General features: G+C 68.4%; 21 protein-coding genes and 1 pseudogene. 6 read left to right on the top strand and 16 right to left on the bottom strand.

Annotation, left to right across the window (positions count from 1 at the left end; genetic code table 11):
- Positions 1-9 precede the first annotated feature (9 nt).
- Positions 10-873: a S1/P1 nuclease gene (locus NV401_RS08850; protein WP_261294024.1), complete on the top strand. Its 864-nt coding sequence runs from the start codon at positions 10-12 to the stop codon at positions 871-873.
- Positions 874-909: 36 nt separating this feature from the next.
- Here NV401_RS08850 and NV401_RS08845 read toward each other — a convergent pair whose 3' ends face one another.
- Together NV401_RS08845 and NV401_RS08840 are read right to left on the bottom strand one after the other, a co-directional pair.
- Positions 910-1,122: a toxin-antitoxin system HicB family antitoxin gene (locus tag NV401_RS08845; RefSeq protein WP_261294023.1), complete on the bottom strand. Its 213-nt coding sequence runs from the start codon at positions 1,120-1,122 to the stop codon at positions 910-912.
- Positions 1,123-1,131: 9 nt separating this feature from the next.
- A complete protein-coding gene (locus tag NV401_RS08840; protein WP_261294022.1) occupies positions 1,132-2,034 on the bottom strand; it encodes an SPFH domain-containing protein in 903 nt (300 codons plus the stop codon).
- Positions 2,035-2,210: 176 nt separating this feature from the next.
- Between NV401_RS08840 and NV401_RS08835 the strand changes: the two are divergent.
- Positions 2,211-2,992 (top strand): annotated as a pseudogene (locus tag NV401_RS08835) (helix-turn-helix domain-containing protein).
- Between the two features lie 77 nt (positions 2,993-3,069).
- Here the strand turns inward: NV401_RS08835 and pal are convergent.
- The 8 genes from pal to NV401_RS08795 all read right to left on the bottom strand — a co-directional run bounded on the left by pal (position 3,070) and on the right by NV401_RS08795 (position 9,498).
- A complete protein-coding gene (pal, locus tag NV401_RS08830; protein WP_261294021.1) occupies positions 3,070-3,576 on the bottom strand; it encodes a peptidoglycan-associated lipoprotein Pal in 507 nt (168 codons plus the stop codon).
- A 73-nt stretch (positions 3,577-3,649) separates the two neighbouring features.
- Positions 3,650-5,020, bottom strand: coding sequence for a Tol-Pal system beta propeller repeat protein TolB (gene tolB, locus NV401_RS08825; protein ID WP_261294020.1), 1,371 nt, complete (start codon positions 5,018-5,020; stop codon positions 3,650-3,652).
- Positions 5,021-5,029: 9 nt separating this feature from the next.
- Complete coding sequence (locus NV401_RS08820) at positions 5,030-5,971, bottom strand: cell envelope biogenesis protein TolA (protein ID WP_261294019.1); 942 nt, start codon at positions 5,969-5,971, stop codon at positions 5,030-5,032.
- Positions 5,972-6,005: 34 nt separating this feature from the next.
- Positions 6,006-6,443, bottom strand: a complete 438-nt coding sequence (gene tolR, locus NV401_RS08815; protein ID WP_261294018.1) for a protein TolR — start codon at positions 6,441-6,443, stop codon at positions 6,006-6,008.
- Positions 6,443-7,141, bottom strand: coding sequence for a protein TolQ (gene tolQ / locus NV401_RS08810; protein ID WP_261294017.1), 699 nt, complete (start codon positions 7,139-7,141; stop codon positions 6,443-6,445). Before tolQ ends, tolR begins: the two co-directional genes overlap by 1 nt.
- Positions 7,141-7,608, bottom strand: coding sequence for a YbgC/FadM family acyl-CoA thioesterase (locus NV401_RS08805; RefSeq protein WP_261294016.1), 468 nt, complete (start codon positions 7,606-7,608; stop codon positions 7,141-7,143). Before NV401_RS08805 ends, tolQ begins: the two co-directional genes overlap by 1 nt.
- 80 nt (positions 7,609-7,688) lie before the next feature.
- Entirely contained in the window at positions 7,689-8,390 is a 702-nt protein-coding gene (locus NV401_RS08800; RefSeq protein ID WP_261294015.1) for a hypothetical protein, read from the bottom strand.
- Positions 8,391-8,466: 76 nt separating this feature from the next.
- Positions 8,467-9,498 carry an NAD(P)H-dependent flavin oxidoreductase gene (locus tag NV401_RS08795; RefSeq protein ID WP_261294014.1) on the bottom strand — a complete coding sequence of 344 codons (1,032 nt, stop codon included), beginning with the start codon at positions 9,496-9,498 and terminating at the stop codon, positions 8,467-8,469.
- A 285-nt stretch (positions 9,499-9,783) separates the two neighbouring features.
- Here NV401_RS08795 and NV401_RS08790 point away from each other — a divergent pair, with 285 nt between their 5' ends.
- Positions 9,784-10,140: a response regulator gene (locus tag NV401_RS08790; RefSeq protein WP_261294013.1), complete on the top strand. Its 357-nt coding sequence runs from the start codon at positions 9,784-9,786 to the stop codon at positions 10,138-10,140.
- Positions 10,141-10,142: 2 nt separating this feature from the next.
- On the opposite strand, the gene NV401_RS08785 is transcribed toward NV401_RS08790, so the two are convergent.
- Positions 10,143-11,414, bottom strand: a complete 1,272-nt coding sequence (locus tag NV401_RS08785) for an aspartate kinase (protein ID WP_261294012.1) — start codon at positions 11,412-11,414, stop codon at positions 10,143-10,145.
- Between the two features lie 8 nt (positions 11,415-11,422).
- On the bottom strand, positions 11,423-11,629 hold the full coding sequence (locus NV401_RS08780) for a hypothetical protein (RefSeq protein WP_261294075.1): 207 nt from the start codon (positions 11,627-11,629) through the stop codon (positions 11,423-11,425).
- On the opposite strand from NV401_RS08780, the gene ubiG reads away from it, so the two are divergent.
- Positions 11,589-12,263, top strand: coding sequence for a bifunctional 2-polyprenyl-6-hydroxyphenol methylase/3-demethylubiquinol 3-O-methyltransferase UbiG (ubiG, locus tag NV401_RS08775; protein WP_261294074.1), 675 nt, complete (start codon positions 11,589-11,591; stop codon positions 12,261-12,263). The two genes, NV401_RS08780 and ubiG, sit on opposite strands and share 41 nt — an antisense overlap.
- Before the next feature lie 141 nt (positions 12,264-12,404).
- Here ubiG and NV401_RS08770 read toward each other — a convergent pair whose 3' ends face one another.
- Positions 12,405-14,030, bottom strand: coding sequence for an alkaline phosphatase D family protein (locus tag NV401_RS08770; RefSeq protein WP_261294011.1), 1,626 nt, complete (start codon positions 14,028-14,030; stop codon positions 12,405-12,407).
- A gap of 139 nt (positions 14,031-14,169) precedes the next feature.
- Here NV401_RS08770 and NV401_RS08765 point away from each other — a divergent pair, with 139 nt between their 5' ends.
- Positions 14,170-15,627, top strand: coding sequence for a glycosyltransferase family 39 protein (locus NV401_RS08765; protein WP_261294010.1), 1,458 nt, complete (start codon positions 14,170-14,172; stop codon positions 15,625-15,627).
- On the opposite strand, the gene NV401_RS08760 is transcribed toward NV401_RS08765, so the two are convergent.
- Genes NV401_RS08760 through NV401_RS08750 form a run of 3 tightly spaced genes read right to left on the bottom strand, consistent with a single transcriptional unit; the run spans position 15,624 to position 18,285 of the window.
- On the bottom strand, positions 15,624-16,817 hold the full coding sequence (locus NV401_RS08760) for a glycosyltransferase (RefSeq protein WP_261294009.1): 1,194 nt from the start codon (positions 16,815-16,817) through the stop codon (positions 15,624-15,626). The two genes, NV401_RS08765 and NV401_RS08760, sit on opposite strands and share 4 nt — an antisense overlap.
- Positions 16,818-16,822: 5 nt before the next feature.
- Positions 16,823-17,323 carry a DUF2141 domain-containing protein gene (locus tag NV401_RS08755; RefSeq protein WP_261294073.1) on the bottom strand — a complete coding sequence of 167 codons (501 nt, stop codon included), beginning with the start codon at positions 17,321-17,323 and terminating at the stop codon, positions 16,823-16,825.
- A 14-nt stretch (positions 17,324-17,337) separates the two neighbouring features.
- Entirely contained in the window at positions 17,338-18,285 is a 948-nt protein-coding gene (locus tag NV401_RS08750; protein WP_261294072.1) for a hypothetical protein, read from the bottom strand.
- A 220-nt stretch (positions 18,286-18,505) separates the two neighbouring features.
- Here NV401_RS08750 and NV401_RS08745 point away from each other — a divergent pair, with 220 nt between their 5' ends.
- Positions 18,506-19,588: a glycosyltransferase gene (locus NV401_RS08745; RefSeq protein ID WP_261294008.1), complete on the top strand. Its 1,083-nt coding sequence runs from the start codon at positions 18,506-18,508 to the stop codon at positions 19,586-19,588.
- Positions 19,589-19,595 lie beyond the last annotated feature (7 nt).

Here is a 19,595-nt window from a genome sequence, read left to right as displayed (position 1 = left end):
GGCGGGCGCATGATTCGTTTGCTGTCCGCGCTCGCCGCTTTGCTCGCCCTCGCACTGTCCACCCCGGCCTCGGCCTATTGGGAATATGGCCACGAAACCGTCGCGAGCATCGCCTATCGCAACGTGACGCCGGCGACGCGCGGCAAGATCGACGCGCTGCTGCGGCACCAACGCTTGCTCGAAACTCCGACCTGCCCGGCGCGGACGATCGAACAGGCCAGTGTCTGGGCCGATTGCGTCAAGCAATTGGGGCCGCGCTTCAGCTATGCCTATTCGTGGCATTACCAGAATGTCGACGTGTGCCGCCCGTTTGCGCTGAAGCCCGCCTGCAAGGACGGCAATTGCGTCTCGGCGCAGATCGAGCGCAACGCGAAATTGCTGCAAGACCCCAAGGTGCCGGTGCGCGAGCGCGTCATCGCGCTGGCCTTCCTGGTCCATTTCGTCGGCGATCTGCATCAGCCGCTGCATGCCGGCGACCGCAGCGATCTCGGCGGCAACCAGGCGCTGGCCAGCTATGGCGCCTATGCGCCGGACAAGCTCAACCTGCATTCGATCTGGGACGGCTATCTCGCCGAGCGCGCCATCTCCACCCCGCCCTCGCCGGTGCGCGTCTATAGCGCGGCGGAAAAGGCCACGATGCAGGCCGGGAGCGTGGAAGATTGGAGCCGCGAGAGCTGGCAGGTGGCGCACGATTCGGTCTACGCAGTGGCCAATGGCGGCGACGCCTGCGCGCCGGCGGGAACGCGCGCATCGCTCGATCAGGCGACGATCGAAAGGCTCGTACCGGTGGCCAAGCTCGAGGTCGAACGCGGCGGACTGCGCCTGGCGCGGCTGCTGGACGAAGCGCTGGGCCAGCCGCGCCCGGCGCGATAAGCCGAAGACGGCCGCACGCGCCACGGCGCGGCCGCATCAATCATCGTCGCGTTCGCCTTTCGCCGGGCGGCCGCGCTTCGCCTTGACCGGCGCGTCCAGCTTCACCCCGCGCCGCGCCAGCGCCTCGCGCAGCAGGCATTCTACCTCGGCATTCACGCTGCGCAGATCGGCCGCGGCGGCGCGCTCGATCGCCGCGTGCAATGCGGGATCGAGGCGCAGCGCAAAGGCTTTTTTGGTGGGTACGCTCACAAATCGGGCCTATTGATACAGCGTGCCTGTGTTGACCACCGGCTGCGCATCGCGATCGCCGCACAACACGACCATCAGATTCGAGACCATCGCCGCGCGGCGCTCGTCGTCGAGCTCGACCACGCCCTTGGCGGACAATTGATCGAGCGCCAGCTCGACCATGCCGACCGCGCCCTCGACCAAGGTCGTGCGCGCCGCGACCACCGCCTGCGCCTGTTGCCGCCGCAGCATCGCGCCGGCGATCTCCTGCGCATAGGCCAGATGCGTGAAGCCACATTCGTCGACCGTCAGCCCCGCCGTGACCAGCCGCGCGATCAGCTCCTGGCGCAGCTCGACGCCGACCTGGTCGTGGTTGCCGCGCAGCGTGATCTCCTGATGCTCGTAATCGTCATAGGGATAGCGCGCGCCGATCGTGCGCACCGCCGCCTCGATCTGCACGATGACGAACGCCTTGTAATCGTCGATGTCGAACAAGGCCTGTGCCGTATCGGTGACGCGCCACACGACCTGCGCGGCGATCTCGATCGGGTTGCCGCGCAGATCGTTGACCTTCAATCGCTCGGAAATCATGTTGTTGGCGCGCAGCGACACCTTCTTGCGCCCGAGCCATGGCAGCAGCCAGCGCAGGCCGGTGTTGCGATCGGTGCCCTGGTACGCGCCGAACAATGTGATCGCCGTCGCCTGGTTGGGCTGCTGCATGTAGAAACCGCACGAGACGAACAGAAACACGATCGTGGCGATCGCGATCGACAGGCCGCCGAGCAGCGGATGGGCCGCGATCTGCAGCCCGCCGATTCCGCCCGCGACCAGCGCGGCAAGCAGCACGAGCAGCATCACATAGCCGCTCGACGTATGCGCGGGCCGCTCGGCCGATCGATTGATCGCGCGGTCCCCGGTCAGTGCTTGGTTCATCCGTCCCTCCGTTATTATGATATCATCATTATATCGAAGTTCATTGAGTCGCAAGCGGCGTCGAGTCCCGGGACTGGACCCCGACGATGCGGGTCGTGTTCGCCCCCCGTGCCGCGCACGGATACGAATTTTTCGGGGTGGTGGTGCCACGCCGCGCGACCTAGATTCCGCGCGATATGGACATGGCGACGCGCGACGGTTTCTGGGCACTGACCGAGAAGGAGAAGCAGACGCTGCGCCTGATCGTGCGCGGGCACGACGCGAAATCGAGCGCGCGCTGCCTCGGCCTGTCGGTGCACACGATCAACGAGCGGCTGCGCGACGCGCGGCGCAAGATGGCGGTATCGAGCAGCCGCGAGGCGGCCCGGATGCTGCTCGATGCCGAAGGCGGCAGCATCGGTGCGCCGCCCCCGATTTGTCGGCGGACACGATAATCGGGGAAGACGCCGCCACCCCGTCGATCGATCAGGAAAGCGCGCCGGCGATCGGCGTGGGGCCGGCGCACCGCCAGCCCCGGATCATCATCGGAGGTCTTTGCATGACACTTTTCCTGGGGGCGATCGCGCTCGTCGCCGTGCCGCAACTCCCCACCGCCCCGCTGCCGGCGACGTCCCAGGAAGCGCCGGCCCCCGACTCGGCGATGGTCGAGGCGGCCCGGCAATGGCTGGCTCTGGTCGATCAGGGCCGCTGGGCCGATAGCTACAAGGCAACCGGCGCGGCATTCCGCAAGCTCAACACCGCTGAGGTCTGGGCGGCGACGTCGGAACAGGTGCGTGTGCCACTCGGCGCGGTGCTGTCGCGCACCTTCGCCAGTCAGCAAAACCTGCCCGCGCCGCCCGCCGGCTATGAGGTGATCAAGTTCCGCACCAGCTTCGCCAACAAGGCGGCGGCGGTGGAAAAGGTGACGCTGGAGCGCGAGGCTGGCGGCTGGCATGTCGTGGGCGTGACGATCGAATAGGCCGCACGTTCAGCGCCAAAAAAAGGGCGGCGCGCACCGACTGTGCGCGCCGCCCTTTCCGCGTCAGTGCAACCGGCTCAGTTGAGCACGATGGTCACCGCGCGGCGGTTCTGCGCCCAGCTGGATTCGTCCGAGCCCAGCGCGACCGGGCGTTCCTTGCCGTAGCTGATCGTCGAGATCCGCGCCGGGTTGATGCCGCGGCCGGCGAGATAGTTCTTCGTGGCATTGGCGCGGCGATCGCCCAAAGCGAGATTGTATTCGCGCGTGCCGCGTTCGTCGGCATGGCCCTCCAGCGTGATCGGCACGTTGGGATAGCGCGCCAGCCACTGCGCCTGCGTGTCGAGGATCGAGCGCGCGCGCGCATCGATATCGTAGCTGTCGAGCGCGAAATTGATCGTGTTGCTGGTCACCGAGCGTTCGAAATCGCCACGCGAGCCGGGTGCAAAGCCGTCGCCCGCCTGGCCCGTGCCAGAGCCGACCTCGCCGCCTGGTGCCGGCGGCAGCACTTCCGGCCGCTTCTTCGAACAGGCGGCGGTCGCCAGCAGGGCGGTGCCGAGCAGGATCGTGGTCGTCAGTCGGGCCATGGGGTGTCTCCTTCAGGTCGTCATGGATGCACTGCGCAGGCGATAGCCCCGCGCGGCGCGGTAGAAATAGGTGTCAGGGACGTAACGGTCCCCAGCCGGGATCGGATCCATCGAGCGGGGTGGCGATGCGGCGTTCGTTGACCCCGGTGAGATCGACCGACCACAGATCGGCCTTGCCGCTGCCGCCCCGGCCCTGGCGATAGAAGGTCAGCACGCGGCCATTGGGCGACCAGCTCGGGCCTTCGTCCTGCCATTCGTCGGTGAGCAGTTTTTCGTTGCCGCCCGCCGGGCTCATGATGCCGATGCGAAAATTGCCCGAGATGCGCGTGTACGCGATCAGGTCGCCGCGCGGGCTCCACACCGGCGTGGCATAGCGGCCACCGCCGAACGAGATGCGCTGCTGGTTCGAGCCATCGGCGTTCATCGTATAGAGCTGCTGCCCGCCCGAACGATCGCTTTCGAATACGATGCGGCTGCCGTCCGGCGAATAGCTGCCGCCGGTATCGATCCCCGGGCTCTCGGTCAGCCGCTGCGGCGAGCCCCCGCTCATCGACACGCGGTACAGATCGGTATTGCCGGCCACCGCCATCGAGAACAGCACCCATTTGCCATCCGGCGAGGCGCGCGGCGCGAAGGTGAGGTTGGGATTGTTGACCAGCAGGCGCTGCTTGCCGCTGCCGATATCGTAGACATAGATCGCCGGCTTATCGCCGACATAGCTCATATAGACGATCGTCTGCTGGTTGGGGGCGAAACGCGGCGTCAGCACGATCGACTGACCGTTGGTCAGGAAGCGATGGTTGGCGCCGTCCTGATCCATGATCGCGAGCCGCTTGATGCGCTTGCCCTTGGGGCCCGTCTCCGAGACATAGACCACGCGGCTGTCGAAATAGGGGCCTTCGCCGGTCAGCTTGGCATAGACCATGTCGGCGCATTTATGGCCCGCGCGGCGCCAGTCGGACGGCGGCACGACGAAGCCCTGCCGCGCCAGCTCGGCGCGCGAGAAGACGTCGTAGAGATAGCAGCCGACGGTCAGCGTGCCATCGCCATTGGCGCGCACGAACCCCTGTACCAGCGCCGAGGCGCTGGCGCTGGCCCAATAGTCGAAGGTCGGCGCGGTGACTTCGCCGAACGCCACGTCCTTGAGCTGGCTGGTCGGCTTGAACAGGCCCGAATTCCGCAGATCGCTGGTCACGATCTGCGCCAGCTGCCGCCCGAGCTCGTCGGTGCGGCCGGCCGGCGTGCTGGCCACCGCCACCGTCGGCATGGCCGGGATGGCGATGCCGAGCGGCGCGGAAATGCCGCCCTCGACATCGACGACCAGTTCGTCGCCCTGCTCCTGTGCGGCAGGAGCCGCCGCCGGGGCGGGCGGCGCGGTCTGCGCGGACAGCGCGGTGCCGCTCAGCAGCAGCGCCAAAGCGAGCAATCTATGGTTCAGCAACATGCGCGATCCTCAGCCGGGTAATTTGTAACGCAGGCTGAACGTCTTCCAGCCACGCGGTACGTCGTACAATTCGGGGGGCAGGCCGCGCAAAGGCGCGCAGCCCATGAAGGTGGCGACCGCATTGCGATCGACCGCGTCGACATAGCGGCGATTCTCGTCATCCACGCCGCCATGCGCCTCGGCCACGGTCGGCCGGCCGATCAGCGTGCCATCGCGATTGAGCCGCAGCCGGATCGTCACGACGATGCGCGACGCGCCGGGGCCGGGATTGACCTGGCGATCCGCGCACGGCTGCACCTGCCGCTTGATCGCCGATCCGATATCGGCCGCGGCGGCGGCGTTCATCGTCGCGCCCGGCGGGTTCGGCGCCTTGGACGGCGACGGCGCGGCGGACACGCCCTTCAGCGTCGAATCGGACAGGGTGAAGCCCCCCGGCTTGCGCGTCGGCGCGGCCGGCTTGGTGCCGGTCGATGGCTTGGCGCTGGCGACCTTGGCCGGGGCAGCGGCGGGCTTGCTGGGTGCCTTGGCCGGCTTCGCCGCGACCTTGGCCGGCGCCGGCTTGGCCTTGGGCGGCGCCTTGGCGGGGGCGGCGACCGGTTTCACGACGGGCTTGGCCGGCGCCTTGGGCACGGGTTTGGGCGCCGGCGCGGGGGCGGGTTGCTTCACCGGTGGCGCAGGGGCGGGCGCGGGTTCGGGCTCCGCCTCGGCCGGCGCCGGCGGCGCGGCGTCTTCGGGCGGTGCGATCTCGGGCGCCTTGGATTGCGCCGGCGGCTCGGGCGCGGGCGGCGCGGTCTGCTCGAGCGCGACATTGTCGACCAGCGAGATGTCGACCGGAATCGACTTGGGCTGGTCGGGCTCGGGCCCGGACAGGAAGCCGGCCGAGAGCAGGCCGAACAGCACGACATGTCCGGCCACCGCGGCGCCGAGGCCGATCTTTTCGGTCCGATCCATCGGCGTCAGGTCGCCATCCAGGCGGGAACGGCGCTCACGGGCGTTCGTCGCCCACGGTGACCAGCGAGACGCGATTGAGCCCGGCAAGGTTGAGCTCGCCCATCACCCGCATCACGCGGCCATAATCGAGCGTGCGATCGGCGCGCAGGAACACTTGCGGCGGCTTGCCCGCTTCCGCCTTGGCGGCGATCTGCTGCAGCACGTCGGGCAGGATCGCGTCGGTCACTTCCTGATCCTCGACATACATCTTGCCGGCGGCATCGAGCGAGATCTGCACCGGTGCCTGATCCTGATCGAGCGCCTTGGCGCGACTGTCGGGCAGGTTGACCGGCACCCCGGCGGTGAGCAGCGGCGCGGTGACCATGAAGATGATCAGCAGCACGAGCATCACGTCGACCAGCGGCGTGACGTTGATGTCCGCCATCGGCGCACGCCGGCCGCGACCGCGCTGCGAGGGAAGATGCATCGCCATCAGCGCCGCGTCTCGCTCTCGAGCTGGCGGCTCAGCGTGGCGTGGAAGCCATCGGCGAAGCGGTTGAGCCGCGCCTCAATGCGGTTGATGCCATGGCTGAAGCGGTTGTACGCGATCACGGCGGGGATTGCCGCAAACAGCCCGATGGCGGTGGCGAACAGCGCCTCGGCGATGCCCGGCGCGACCACCGACAGCGAGGTGTTCTGCGCGCTGGCGATCGCGGTGAAGCTGCGCATGATGCCCCAGACCGTGCCGAACAGCCCGACGAACGGCGCGACCGAGCCGACCGTTGCCAGGATGTTGAGCCGATCGGACAATTTGTCGATCTCGCCGGCGACGGCCGCGCCCATCGAGGTCGCCAGCCGCTCGCGCGTGCCGTCGCGGTCGACCGCGCCGCTGGCGGTCGAGCGGCGCCACTCCGACACACCGGCGGCGAACACGCGCGCGATCGGCAGGTCGTTCTCGCCTTCGATCCGGTAGAAGGCGTCGATATCCTCGGCCTTCCAGAAATCGCGCTCGAAGCGCTCCACCTTCTTGCGCGTGCGGCCCAATTTGGTCGCGAAGCCGACGATGATCGCCCAGGTCCAGATGCTGGCGAGCAGCAGCCCGATCATGACGAACTTCACCACCCAATCGGCCTGCAGGAACAAGGCGATCGGCGACATCGTCGCGGCATCGGTATTCAGGATGACATTCATTACGTGCTCGTTCTTTCCGGTGCCAGGAGGCGTTCGAATGCCTCGATCCAGTCGCGTGGTTGCCGGCGCGGACGGCCCGACGGCGCGACCAGCGCCGCGGTGACGTCCGCCTCGCTCACTATCTCATCACCGCGCATGACCCGCTGATGAATATCGACCGAGGCGGCGCGGACCGCGATCAATTCGCTGACGACGAGCAGTGCATCGTCGAGCCTGGCGGGGCGGCGATAGCGGATCGCCAGCGCGCTCACCGCATAGGCGCCCTCGCCCGCATCGTGGAAACCGCGCTGGTCGATCCCCGCCAGCCGCAGCATGTCGGAGCGTGCCCGCTCCATGTAGCGCAGATAATTGGCGTGATAGACCACACCCGACAGATCGGTGTCCTCGAAATAGACGCGCACCGGAAAGCGGTGCTGCGTGCCCTCGAAGCGGCCTTCGACGGGTAGGTCCTGTGACGATGCGGCCATCGCCCCGTCCTAGCGAAGCACGGCGCGCGAAGGAACCCCGTTAACCAGTCCGGCGGCGCAGTGCGCCGCCGCCGCGCCGATTAGGGCGCGCGGAGCACTGCCGGATCGACCTCGATCCAGGGCGTGCGCGGCCCCTGCGTCACCGCGGTGTTGGCGGCGAGCGCGAAGGTCGCCTGCGGGCGCTGCTGGCGCCACGCATCATAGGCGCGGAAGACATCGGTATAGCTGCGATCGAGCTCGGGCAGCCGCGCCGCGGCAAAGGCGGGGAACGCGTCAGGCGCCACGCTCTGCGCCTCGCTCAGCAGCTGCGCGGCGATGGCGCAGAGCGCGGTGCGCGCCGGCGCAAAGGCATAATAATTGTACAGCCGGGTCATCGCATCGTCATAGGCATCGCGCCATTCCGCCCCGCCGCTTGCCCGAAATTCGCCCGCCAGCGTGGCTTCGGCGCGCGCCAGCACCGGCTTCTGCGCCGAGAGCATCGCGTTATAACCGGCGATGATGGCATGTTCCTGCGCGCCGCGGCAGCCGAGTGCGGCAAAGTTCAGCCCGGCGCGGAAGTGCCACACGGTGGCCGCGGCGGAGATGCCGCGATTGGGCGTGGCATAGCCGCCATCGGCGAGCAATGCCGGCACCGGCATGCCGGGATAGGTGCCGCTTGGCATCGGCACCACGGCGACCGGCACGGGCGGCGGCGGCGCGCTGGCGACGATCGGTGCGGGGCGCGACGCGCAGCCCGACAGCAGGGCGGCGGCGGTCAGGAACAGGGCGAAACGCAGACGCATGATCGATCTCCAGCGCCCCCCGGCACTGCCCCGTCATCGCGCAAAGACGGTTAAGATCGCGTAAACCCGGCCGCCGTCAGGCCGCGCGCTTCTCCAGCGCGTGGGCGGCTTCGGCCATCAACGTGGCGAGGATCTCAGCCAGCGGCTCTTCCTTCGTCACCATGCCGACCGACTGGCCGGCCATCAGGCTGCCATGCTCGACATCGCCGTCGATCACCGCGCGGCGCAGCGCGCCGGCCCAATAATGCTCGATCTGCAGCTGCGCCTCGCCCATCGCCACCTTGCCCTCGTCGAGCAGTTGCGCGACCTCGCGCTGCTTGGCGGTGAACAGGTCGCCGCCGGCATTCTTGAGCGCACGCACCGGGATCACCGGCAGGCGCGGGTCGATCTGCACGCTGGCGGTGGCATCGCGTGCCGAGGCGCGAATGAACGCCTTCTTGAAATTGGCATGCGCGATGCTCTCGGTCGCGCAGACGAAGCGCGTGCCGAGTTGCACGCCGGCCGCGCCCATATCGAGATAGGCGGCGATCGCCTCGCCGCGGCCGATCCCGCCGGCGACGAACACTGGCACCTTGTCCGCCACGTCGGGCAGGATTTCCTGCGCCAGCACCGAGGTCGAAACCGGGCCGATATGCCCGCCCGCCTCCATGCCCTCGACGACCAGCGCATCGACGCCCGAGCGGATCAGCTTCTTGGCCAGGCTCAGCGCGGGCGCGAAGCAGATCAGCTTGGCGCCGTTCTGCTTGATCGCATCGATGCTGCCGGTCGGCGGCAGCCCGCCGGCAAGCACGACATGGCCGACCGCGTGGCGGTTGCAGACTTCGATCAGCTCGAACAGCGCCGGATGCATGGTGATCAGGTTCACGCCGAACGGCTTGTCGGTCAGCGCCTTGGTCGCGGCGATCTCGCGGTCGAGCAGGTCCGGCGTCATCGCGCCGCAGGCGATCAGGCCGAAGCCGCCGGCATTGGACATGGCGGCGACGAGATTGCGCTCGCTGACCCATGACATCGCGCCGCACAGGATCGCCACCTCCGCGCCGAGAAAGGCCGCACCACGCGCCATGCGGCGCTCCAGGCGCTCGGCGCCGATCGAGACAGATTGGTTCATGGCCGGACGCCTAACCCAATTCCGCGCATACGGGAACATGCTTCCCCGCGCCGTGCCACGGTGGCGTGCCCGCCGTCCCGACACCGCCGCGCCGACACCGCCGCCGCCGTCTTCAAACGCGCAACCGGCGATCGGATGGAACGCGACAGACCGATACTGTCCTTTTGGGGACAGCGGCCGGCGTTTTATTATGTTGATCTATGTTCGATTGGCCAGATTGCGGAACATTGGCGATTGATTGCTGTTAGAGGGCCACCTTCCTAGTGAGGTACCATCGTGCGGCACGTGCTGATTATCGAAGACATGTTCCTGTTCCAGCAATACCTGAAGGATATCGCAACGCTGGCCGGCGCGTCCTCGATTTCGATCGTCAGCACGCAGAACGAGGCGGTCGAATCGGCGCGGCAGAAGCGCCCGAGCCTGATCCTGTCGGATATCAAGCTGCCGCAGGGCTCGGGCATATCGGCGATCAACCTGATCGTCGCCGCGCACGGCAAGATCCCGGTGATCTTCATCACCGGTTATCCCGAACGCTGCGAGCGCTATGTCGAGCAGGGCACGCTGCTGACCAAGCCGGTATCGGCCGATGTGCTGCTCAAGACGGTGAGCGCGGCCTTTGCCGGGCAGGCCACGCTCCACTGAGGCTAGGCGGCGTCCTCGGCATCCAGCCCATAGGCGGTGTGCAGCACGCGGACCGCCAGCTCGGTATAATCCTCCTCGATCAGCACGCTGACCTTGATCTCCGACGTGGTGATGGCGAGGATGTTGATCCCGCGCTCGCCTAGCGTCTTAAACATGGTCGAGGCGACGCCGGCATGGCTCTTCATGCCCACGCCCACCACCGAGATCTTCGCCACGCGCGTGTCGTGCACCAGTTCGACATAGCCGATCGCGCCTTGCGCCTTGCCCAGCACGTCGAGCGAGCGCGCCAGATCGGCGCCCGGCACGGTGAAGGTAACGTCGGTCGAGGGCGCTGCCTGCCCCTTCAGATGGGCGATATTCTGGATGATCATGTCGACGTTGATATTCGCCTCGGCAAGCGGCTCGAAGATCGCCGCCACCGCGCCGGGCTTGTCCGGCACGTTGGTCAGCGTGATCTTCGCTTCGTTCTTGTCGTGGGCGATGCCCGTGATCAATTGCCGTTCCATATCACCCAAATCCTCTTCGCTCACGATCAACGTGCCTGGTTCGGCATGGCCGAGCGGCGCCGCCTCGTCGACGAACGACGACAGCACCTGCACGCGGACCTTTTCCTTCATGGCGAGCCCGACCGACCGCGTCTGCAGCACCTTCGCGCCGACGCTCGCGAGTTCCAGCATTTCCTCATAGGTCACGCGCTTCAGTTTCCGCGCGCGCGGAACGATCCTGGGGTCGGTGGTGTAGACGCCGTCGACATCGGTATAGATGTCGCAGCGATCGGCCTTCATCGCCGCCGCCATCGCTACCGCCGACGTGTCCGATCCGCCGCGCCCCAGCGTGGTCACGCGCTCGCCGCTCGCGACGCCCTGGAAACCGGGAATCACCGCGACCTCGCCGCGCTCGAGCGAGGCGACCAGCCCGGTCGTGTCGATCTCGCCGATCCGCGCCGAGGCATGGCCATCCGAGGTGCGGATCGGCAGCTGCCAGCCCATCCAGCTGCGCGCCTTGAGGCCCACCGCCTGCAGCGCGATCGCCAGCAGCCCGCTGGTGATCTGCTCGCCGGCCGAGACGACCACGTCATATTCGCGCGGATCGTAGAGCGAGCTCGCCTCGCGGCAGAAATTGACCAGCCGATCGGTCTCGCCGGCCATCGCCGAAACGACCACCGCGACCTGGTTGCCCGCCTCCACTTCACGCTTCACACGCGCGGCGACGATACGGATGCGTTCCGTGCCCGCCATCGAAGTGCCGCCGAATTTCATCACGATACGCGCCATGGCTGCGGTTATGTCCTTTTGGCCTGGAGGCCGTGCTGATAGAAACGCCGCATGATAAGTGCAAGCGAACCCACGCCGACTGACGTCTCCGAAAGCGCGAATGCGATTTCGAGCACAATCCCAACCGCCATCCCAACCACCATCGACGCGCGCGAGGCGGCGCATTTCGGCGCCATGGCGGCCGCCTGGTGGGATCCCAAAGGCTCGTCGGCCATGCTGCACAAGCTGAATCCGGCGCGGCTCCACTATCTGCGCGAACGGATCGACGCGCATTGGCACGGCGATGAGGCGGGGTTCACGCCGCTCGCCGGCAAGACCGTGCTGGATGTCGGTTGCGGTGCCGGGTTGTTGTGCGAGCCGCTGGCTCGGCTCGGCGCGCGCGTGACCGGGCTGGATGCGGCACCGGAGAATATCGCCGCAGCGCAGGTCCATGCAACGGAGAGCGGACTGACGATCGACTATCGCGCGGGCAGCGTCGAGGATCTCGGCGGCGAGACGTTCGATCTGGTCACCTCGCTCGAGGTGATCGAGCATGTCAGCGATCCCGCCGGCTTCGTGCGCGGTCTGGCCGGCGCGATCGCGCCCGGCGGACTGCTGATACTCTCCACGCCGAACCGCACCGCGCTGTCGCGGCTGGCACTGATCGGGGTCGGCGAGCGGCTCGGCGGCATTCCGCGCGGCACGCACGATTGGGACAGGTTCCTGGCACCGCAGGAACTGACCGGGCTGATCGAGGCGGCGGGCCTGCGCGTGATCGATACGCGCGGGCTGGGCTTTTCGGTTTCGAAGGGTTTCGTGCTGAGCGACGATACCAAGCTGGATTATTTCGTGACGGCGGTGCGGGCTTAGTCCTCCCCGGCACGGGGAGGGGGACCGTTCGGCTCCTTCAGCCGAATGGTGGAGGGGGTGGGCCGGCAACACGACCGTTGCGTTGCCGGCCCACCCCCTCCACCGCTTCGCGGTCCCCCTCCCCGTGCCGGGGAGGAATGATCACACCATGACGTTCCGACCGCGCGTTACCGTCGCCGTATGCCCGACCGTTCCGCGCGCCGACTTCGTCTTGACGCTGTCGACCATGATCCACTCGTTGGTCACCCACTCCGGCGTCAGTGTCAGCGCCATATAGCCGCGGCGCGACGTATCGCACCATTTGAGCTCCGGATTGGCGCGCACCAGCCCGGCGGCGACCACCTTGGGGTCGGCGACCAGCGCGCTTTCATAGCCGCCCGAGGTGACGGCATGGCCGGCGAATTCGACGCCCGCCGCGCGCCCGTCCTGCCCCAGATCGTAGGCCCAGGCGTTATGGCTGTCGCCGGAGATGACGACGAGATTGCTGTTGGCGGCCTGCGCGCCTTTGAGGAAGCGCGCGCGCGCCGCGGGATAGCCGCCCCAGCCGTCGAGATTGTTGGGCAACCCGGCCTTCGCGGCCATCAGCCCGCCCTTCACATAGTCCTGGACGCGCTTCGGCGCATCGGCGGCGATCCAGCCGCCGGCTTCGGCCGGCGTGCTGGTCTTGCCCATGATCGTGCCGAAGCCGACCACCTGCCATTTCTGCCCGGCCTTGACCGATGCGCGCAGCGCATGATCGAGCCACACTTCCTGCTGCGAGCCCATCATCGTCGCGCCGGGATCCATATAGGCCCCGTCGCGGAAGGCGACGATCGCCGCCATCGGGTCCTTTTCCCTGAACAAAGGGGCGATGTCCGGCTGTTCGGTGCGCGCGAGCAGCCGCGTCTCGGTGCGGAACAATGTCGCCAAGCCACCGATGTCATAGGCCTTCCACGGCTCGTCGGAGACCGGCATCCATTCGCGGAACGCCTGGATCGCCGCCGCCTTGCGCGCAGCCCAGTCGCCTTCGTCGGCCTGGTGGTTCTCGGCGCCGCCTTCCCAGCTGTCATTGGCGGATTCGTGATCGTCCCATTGCGCCACCATCGGCAGCTTGGCGTGCAGCGCCTGCAGGTCAGGATCGGCGCGGTAGCTGGCATAGCGCAGGCGATAATCGGCAAGGTGCAGGATCTCGCTTGCCGGCAGCGGCAGGCGCCCGCCGACCGTGTCGGCCAGCGACGGATAGGCGCCGGGCTTATATTCGTAGAAATAATCGCCGAGATGGATCGCGAGATCGAGATCGTCGCGCGCCACGGCATGGGCATAGGCGTTGAAATAGCCGAAGGCGAGGTTGGAGCAGGAGAAGATCGCCGCGCGGAAACTGTCGGTGCGGCCTTCCGGCAGCGTCTTGGTGCGGCCGATCGGCGAGATCGTGCCGTCGGGCGCGATGAAGCGGAAATGATAGGCGGTGCCGGGCTTCAGCCCGGCGACGGTGATCTTGGCAGTATGATCGCGCCACGGGCCGGTGATCTGCACGCCGCCGCCGGCGATCTTCGCGAAATCGGGCTTTTCTGACAATTCGACCTTGAGCTCGACCGCGCCGCCATTGGCCGGCACGTAGCGCGTCCACAGCAGCATCGAATCGCTCGCCGGCTCGCCGCTCGCCACCGCATGGGTAAAGCCGCGCGCGCCGGCGACGGTCAGGCTCTGCGCGAAGCCGGGTAGCGCGAACGCGCCCAGCCCCAGCGTGCCGGTGAGCAGCAACGAACGGCGATCGACGGTGAATTCCACGGCATTTCTCCTGATGGCTGCCGGTTGCGCCGCTTGTGTGGCGTCCGCGTGACAATGGTGCGCTCGCTGCAAGAAATGGCAAGCCGGCGCGGCGACAAAATCCTCGACTTCGCCTGCCGCCGCCCGGCAAGGGGTGCGCATGGCCCGTCCCCGCTCCGCCCGCCTGCCGCTGCTCTGCCTGGTGCTGCTTGTGCTGGTGCTGATCGCGCTCGCGCTGATCCGGCCGCTCGATCACGACGAAAGCCAATATGTCGCCGCCGCGGTGCTGACCGCGCACGGGCAGTTGCCGTACCGCGATTTCGCCTATCTGCAGACGCCGCTCCAGCCGTTCCTGTTCGCGCCGATCGCGGCGCTGGCCGGCACGCTCGCCTGGCCCGCGCTGCGCCTGCTCAATGCCTTGCTCGGCGCGCTCGCCGTAACCTGCGTGTATCGTGCAGCGCGCGCCGGCGGCGCGGGGTCGCGCCCGGCGTTGCTCGCCAGCGCGCTGTTCGCCTGCTGCGATATCCTGCTGTTCAGTATCGGCACCGCGCGCAACGACGCGCTGCCGGTCGCGCTGCTTGCCGCCGCGTTGCCGCTGGTGGTTCGTGCCGGCAATGATCGTGGCACGAAGCGAAGCGCTGTGCTCGCCGGCCTGTTGCTGGCGGCGGCGGCGGCGGCGAAGATTTCCTACGCGCTGCCGGCGCTGGCCTACGGCCTGTATGCACTGCGCGATCGCCGCCACCGCCCGGCCTTTGTCGTGCTGGGCACGCTGCCGATCGTCGCCGGGGTGCTCGCCTGCTACGCCAGCGCGCCGGACGGTTTCTATTTCGGCACGATCGATTTCCCTGCGCGCGCACCGGCCGAATATTACCGCGCGGCAGGCAAGGCATGGAAGCTCAGTTGGTGGGCCAAGCCGCTCGACACGCTCAAGTTCCTCGCGCTGGGGCCAGCACTGCTGTGCCTGGCGCTGGCCAGCCGCTTCCGCTGGCGCGCGCGCGGCGGGCGGGCGATCGACTGGATGCTGTGGGGCGCCGTGGCCGCGGCGCTGCTGCCCACGCCGACCTGGCGGCAATATCTGCTCCCCCTCTTACCGATGCTGTTCGTGCGGCTGGCGATCGGCTGGCAGGTCGCGCCACCCGGCCGGCGGACGCGCATCGCGCTGGTCGTCTTCGTCTGCGCCGGGCTCGCACCGTCGCTCGAGGCGGTGATCCGCGCGCGGCCTGGCATACCGATGACCGATGCGCTGCGCCACGGCGGCGCGATCCGCACCGCGCTGGACCGCGCCGGGGTGACCGGCCCGGTCGCGACGCTGGCGCCGCAATTCCTGCCCGCCACGGGCCGCCTCCCCGATGCGCGGTTCGCCGCCGGGCCGTTCTATTTCCGCAGCCACGCCCTGCTGTCGCCCAGCGACGAAGCGATCGTGCACGTCGCGGCGCAGGACACGCTCGGGATCGCCTTCGCGCGTCCACCGGCCGCGATCCTCACCGGCGGCGAAGGGCCGTGGACCAGCGGCGATGCCGAGCTCGACGAGGTGCTGGAGCGCTGGGCGCTGCGCCACGGCTGGCGCCGCCAAGCGGTCGCCGGCGGCCGCTTCCGGCTCTACGTACCGGCGCGCTAGGCCGCTACGCGCGCGCGCTTGGCGGCGACCAGCCCGGTATAATAGGTCATCAGATCCTCGGTATGCTCGCGATCGCTGCGCACCCGGTCCGCCGCGACGCGCGCGGCGCGGCGCAGCATCGTCTGATCGCGCGCGAACAATCGCTGGATCGCCGCGGCGCAGGCATTGGTGTCGCGCGCAGCATAGACTTCCGACGACAGCGGATCGACGATTTCGGCGCACCCGCCGCTGTCCGGCGCGATCAGCGGCAGGCCGGCAGCCATCGCCTCCGACGCGACCAGCCCGAACGGCTCCGCCTCGCTGCCATGGATCAGCGCGTCGCAGCTCGCCATGATCCGCGCCAGCCGCTCGCGATCATAGACCGGCGAGAACATCCGGATATGCGGCGATCCGGCGATGCGCTTCTCGATCCGCCGGCTGTCGACGCCGGTGCCGAGCAGGATCATGCCGACCGGGATCCGGGTCCCCGCCTGCGTCACCGCATCGGCGACGAGATCCCAGCGTTTTTCGGGATGATGCCGCCCCAGGCCGAGCAGCAAATGCCCCTCGGGCGGCAGATCGCATTGCGCGAGCAAGGCGGCGCGCAATTTCTCGTCGCGGAAATCGGGCGAGAAATGGCCGCGCTCGATGCCCAGCGGCATCGCCACGTCGATCCGCACGCCGCGCGCGCGCAGCCGTTTCTCCAGCGCCGGGCCGTTGGTGACGACGGAATCGAAATTGTCGAGGAAGCGGCTCATATAGCGGCTGTACCAGGCGAACGCGCGCTCGATCCGCTGTTGCGGCGCGAGCCCCTCGAACCAGCGCAGCGCATAGGCCGCGACATTGTCGTTGTGCATGAAGAACACGCGCGCCACGTCATGCCCGGCCTTGGGCTGCCATTGCCCGACGATCCAGGCCGGGCGCCACGGCGACGAGGTCTCGACCAGATCGGGGCGCAGTTCATCAAGCAGCGTCACGATCGGCGCAGCATCCCAGAACAGGCCGTAATTCTGATCGAACGGCAGGCGCGATGCCTTGACGTAGATGATCCGCCCGCCGCCCGGCCGCTCCTCGATCCGGTCCTCGCGCCCCGCCGCGATGACGATCAGTTCATGGCCGAGATCCGCCATCAGCCCCATCTTGCGATCGATATAGGTGCGCACGCCGCCGCCGGTCGGCGAATAGAATTCGTTGACGTCGACGATGCGCATCGGCCTCAACCGTCCTTGAGCGGCGCGAAGCCGCCAAGCCCGCGCAGATATTGCGCGCGGATCCGCGTCGTCGCAACGCCGCGGGGAACGGTGATGATCGCCTGGGCCAGCTTCGGCTTGGCCCGCCCGAGCTTGGTGTTGCTGGGAAACCCAGCGCCATCGGCCCAGAAATTGAACTTGTTCTTGCCGTCGCGATCATGCGTGAACAGCAGGGCGTAACGTCCCGGCTGCGGCACGCTCATACAGATCGACACCGGGCCATCCGACGGCGTGGCGACGCGGAGCCGCCGGAAGAACTTGCCCTGGCGAATCAGATCGCGGTCGTCTTTGAGGAAATCCGCCTCGGTCGCCGGATAGAGTTCGAGCTTGAGCCCGCCGCTGCGGTCCTTGAGCCCGATGATCTCGACGCGGATTGCCGGACCGCCGTTACGGCAGGCAGCGCTGTCGCCCAGCGTCTCGCCCTGCGCCGGCAGTGCCGCTGCAGCGCCGACGAGCGCGAGCAACATGCCCAGGCCGCGCCTCACGATGCCTTCCGGATCATGCCGTGCAGCCCGAACAGCGCGATCAGCGCGACGTGGTACAGCAGCATCAGCGCCGCGGTGAAGGCGATCAGCTCGGACAAGGCCTGGTCCTGCCCGATCACCAGGATGGCGAAATTGGCGAACAGCAGATCCTTGTTGGGCACGAGCGGCAGCCGCGAGACGAGCAGCCGCGCCGCTGCGAGGAACAGCCACATGCCGACCGGCACGCTCGGCAGCGCGAAATGCCAGGCGATCGCGATCAGCGTCGATCCGGCGATCAACCGCAGGCAATGCACCATGAACACCCACCACAGGGTGCGGCGCGGCAGCGAGAAAACCCGGCGCGAGAAGATCAGGAAAGGCAGCGAGGTCGCCAGCACGACGAGCACCGAACCGGCGATCTCCGGCAGATAGCCCGAGGCACGGAACAGCTCGTAGCCGAGCGGCAGCGCCACCAGGATCATCGCCAGGGTGATCGCGTTGCCGGCGATCGCCGAGAGGATGCTGACATCCTTCACCGCGCCGAACGGGGCCGCGACCATATGCGCGCGCGCGCGTGCCCAGGCGTAGAAATAGGCTTCGCCGGAATACCCGACCACCACTTCGTTGGCGATCCGCTTCTTCAGCAGCGCGACCATCCCGCCGAGCACGGGAATGCCCCACAGCCGGCGGAAGATGATCCAGTCGCCGGTCGGCGGAGAAAAATAGAGCAGCGTGAACGCGACGTAGAACCACGCGCTGCCCGGCACCGCGCGGTGCAGCCCGGCCAGTCCCGAGCCAAGCAGTTCGCGCCCGAGCCCGACGACCATCGCCGCGGTGAGCAGGCCGCCGATGATCATCGGCCAGCGGTTCTTGATCGTCTTGAGCGGCTCGAGCCCGGCCAGGTCGGGCGCGCGGGCAAAGGGCGCTTCGGTGATCGTGCGCGTCACGCCGCCGGGCTGAGATATTTCCACTGGGAACAATCATCCGCTGTTGATGCCGGTGCGTTGCCGCGCCCGCGCCTGTGAAATCCCTGTTCCGCCTCGAAAATTCGCTGCGGCGGTCGCGTGTCGCCACGCCATGGGTAGCAATTGTGTCTGCCGAATGACAATCCAATCGCGATGCGACAGGCCGAGCGCGCCGAACGGCGGGGCTTCCCTTGGTGCTGCGCCGCGCTAGGGCTGATGCGTGACCGCCGGCACCGCGCATATCCTGACCTATGCCGAATCGTGGCGCGGCGGCGGCGTCGAGCGCGCGCAGCTGCGTCTCGCGCGCGGCTGGATCGCCGCCGGGCGGCGCGTGACTCTGGTGATCGGCGACGCCACCGGCCCGCTCGCCGGCGAAGCGCCCCCCGGGCTGACGATCATCGCGCTCGGCACGCACGGCATGCGCGCGCTCACCGCGGCGCTGCCCGCGCTGGTCCGGGCGCACGCGCCGGACGTTATCTTCTGCCCCGGCAATCATTATACCGGCGCCGCGGCGTGGCTCCGGCTGCGGCTGGGCCGCGGCTGCCCGCCGATCATCGCCAAGGTCTCCAACGCGCTGGCCCGTACGGATCAGCCGTGGCCGATCGCACAAGGCTATCGCGCCTGGCTGCGGCTGCACCGTCGCTTCCTCGCGCAGGTCGTGGCGATGAGCCCGGCAATGGCCGACGAGGCGGCGCGCGCGATGCGCCTGCCGCGGGGGCGGATCGCGGTGATCGCCAATCCGCCGGCGGTGACGATCCACGATGCGCCACTGCCGCCGCTGCCGGCCGGGCGCTTCGTGCTCGGCGTCGGCCGGCTGGTGGCGCAGAAACGCTGGGACCGGCTCATCGCCGCGCTGCCGCGGCTGGCCGATCGCACCGTGACGCTGGTGATCCTCGGCGACGGGGACGCGCGGGCCGCGCTGGAAGCACAGGTCGCTGCGCTGGGGCTCGGTGCCCGCGTTCTTCTCCCCGGGCACAGCACGGACCCGCTACCGGTGATCGCGCGCGCGGCGGTGCTGGCGCTGGTATCGGATTACGAAGGCGTCCCCGGCGTACTGCGCGAGGCGCTGTCGCTCGGCACGCCGGTGATCGCCACCGACTCGAGCGTGGCGGTGCGCGAGATCGTCGCCGCGCCGGCGCTTGGCACGGTCGTGGCACCGGGCGATGAGGCGGCGCTGGTCGCCGCGCTCGACGATTGGCTGGGCGGGACGCGCGTGCGGCCAGCGCCGGTGCCGCAGCCCGGCACCGATGCGGCGCGCGACTATCTCGCGCTGTTCGATCGGCTCATCGCGGCGCCAGCATAGCCGCCGT

Origin of the sequence: Sphingomonas hylomeconis (genome assembly GCF_025370105.1) — a bacterium.
Taxonomy (GTDB): domain Bacteria; phylum Pseudomonadota; class Alphaproteobacteria; order Sphingomonadales; family Sphingomonadaceae; genus Sphingomonas; species Sphingomonas hylomeconis.
This window is presented reverse-complemented; position numbering and strand designations above follow the sequence as displayed.

Coding starts and splice junctions, on each gene's coding strand:
- NV401_RS08850 (WP_261294024.1), top strand. CDS start 10: ATGATTCGTTTGCTGTCCGCGCTCGCCGCTTTGCTCGCCCTCGCACTG.
- NV401_RS08840 (WP_261294022.1), bottom strand. CDS start 2,034: ATGAACCAAGCACTGACCGGGGACCGCGCGATCAATCGATCGGCCGAG.
- pal (WP_261294021.1), bottom strand. CDS start 3,576: ATGGCCCGACTGACGACCACGATCCTGCTCGGCACCGCCCTGCTGGCG.
- tolB (WP_261294020.1), bottom strand. CDS start 5,020: ATGTTGCTGAACCATAGATTGCTCGCTTTGGCGCTGCTGCTGAGCGGC.
- NV401_RS08820 (WP_261294019.1), bottom strand. CDS start 5,971: ATGGATCGGACCGAAAAGATCGGCCTCGGCGCCGCGGTGGCCGGACAT.
- tolR (WP_261294018.1), bottom strand. CDS start 6,443: ATGGCGATGCATCTTCCCTCGCAGCGCGGTCGCGGCCGGCGTGCGCCG.
- tolQ (WP_261294017.1), bottom strand. CDS start 7,141: ATGAATGTCATCCTGAATACCGATGCCGCGACGATGTCGCCGATCGCC.
- NV401_RS08805 (WP_261294016.1), bottom strand. CDS start 7,608: ATGGCCGCATCGTCACAGGACCTACCCGTCGAAGGCCGCTTCGAGGGC.
- NV401_RS08800 (WP_261294015.1), bottom strand. CDS start 8,390: ATGCGTCTGCGTTTCGCCCTGTTCCTGACCGCCGCCGCCCTGCTGTCG.
- NV401_RS08795 (WP_261294014.1), bottom strand. CDS start 9,498: ATGAACCAATCTGTCTCGATCGGCGCCGAGCGCCTGGAGCGCCGCATG.
- NV401_RS08785 (WP_261294012.1), bottom strand. CDS start 11,414: ATGGCGCGTATCGTGATGAAATTCGGCGGCACTTCGATGGCGGGCACG.
- ubiG (WP_261294074.1), top strand. CDS start 11,589: ATGGCGGCCGCCTGGTGGGATCCCAAAGGCTCGTCGGCCATGCTGCAC.
- NV401_RS08780 (WP_261294075.1), bottom strand. CDS start 11,629: ATGGCCGACGAGCCTTTGGGATCCCACCAGGCGGCCGCCATGGCGCCG.
- NV401_RS08765 (WP_261294010.1), top strand. CDS start 14,170: ATGGCCCGTCCCCGCTCCGCCCGCCTGCCGCTGCTCTGCCTGGTGCTG.
- NV401_RS08760 (WP_261294009.1), bottom strand. CDS start 16,817: ATGCGCATCGTCGACGTCAACGAATTCTATTCGCCGACCGGCGGCGGC.
- NV401_RS08755 (WP_261294073.1), bottom strand. CDS start 17,323: ATGTTGCTCGCGCTCGTCGGCGCTGCAGCGGCACTGCCGGCGCAGGGC.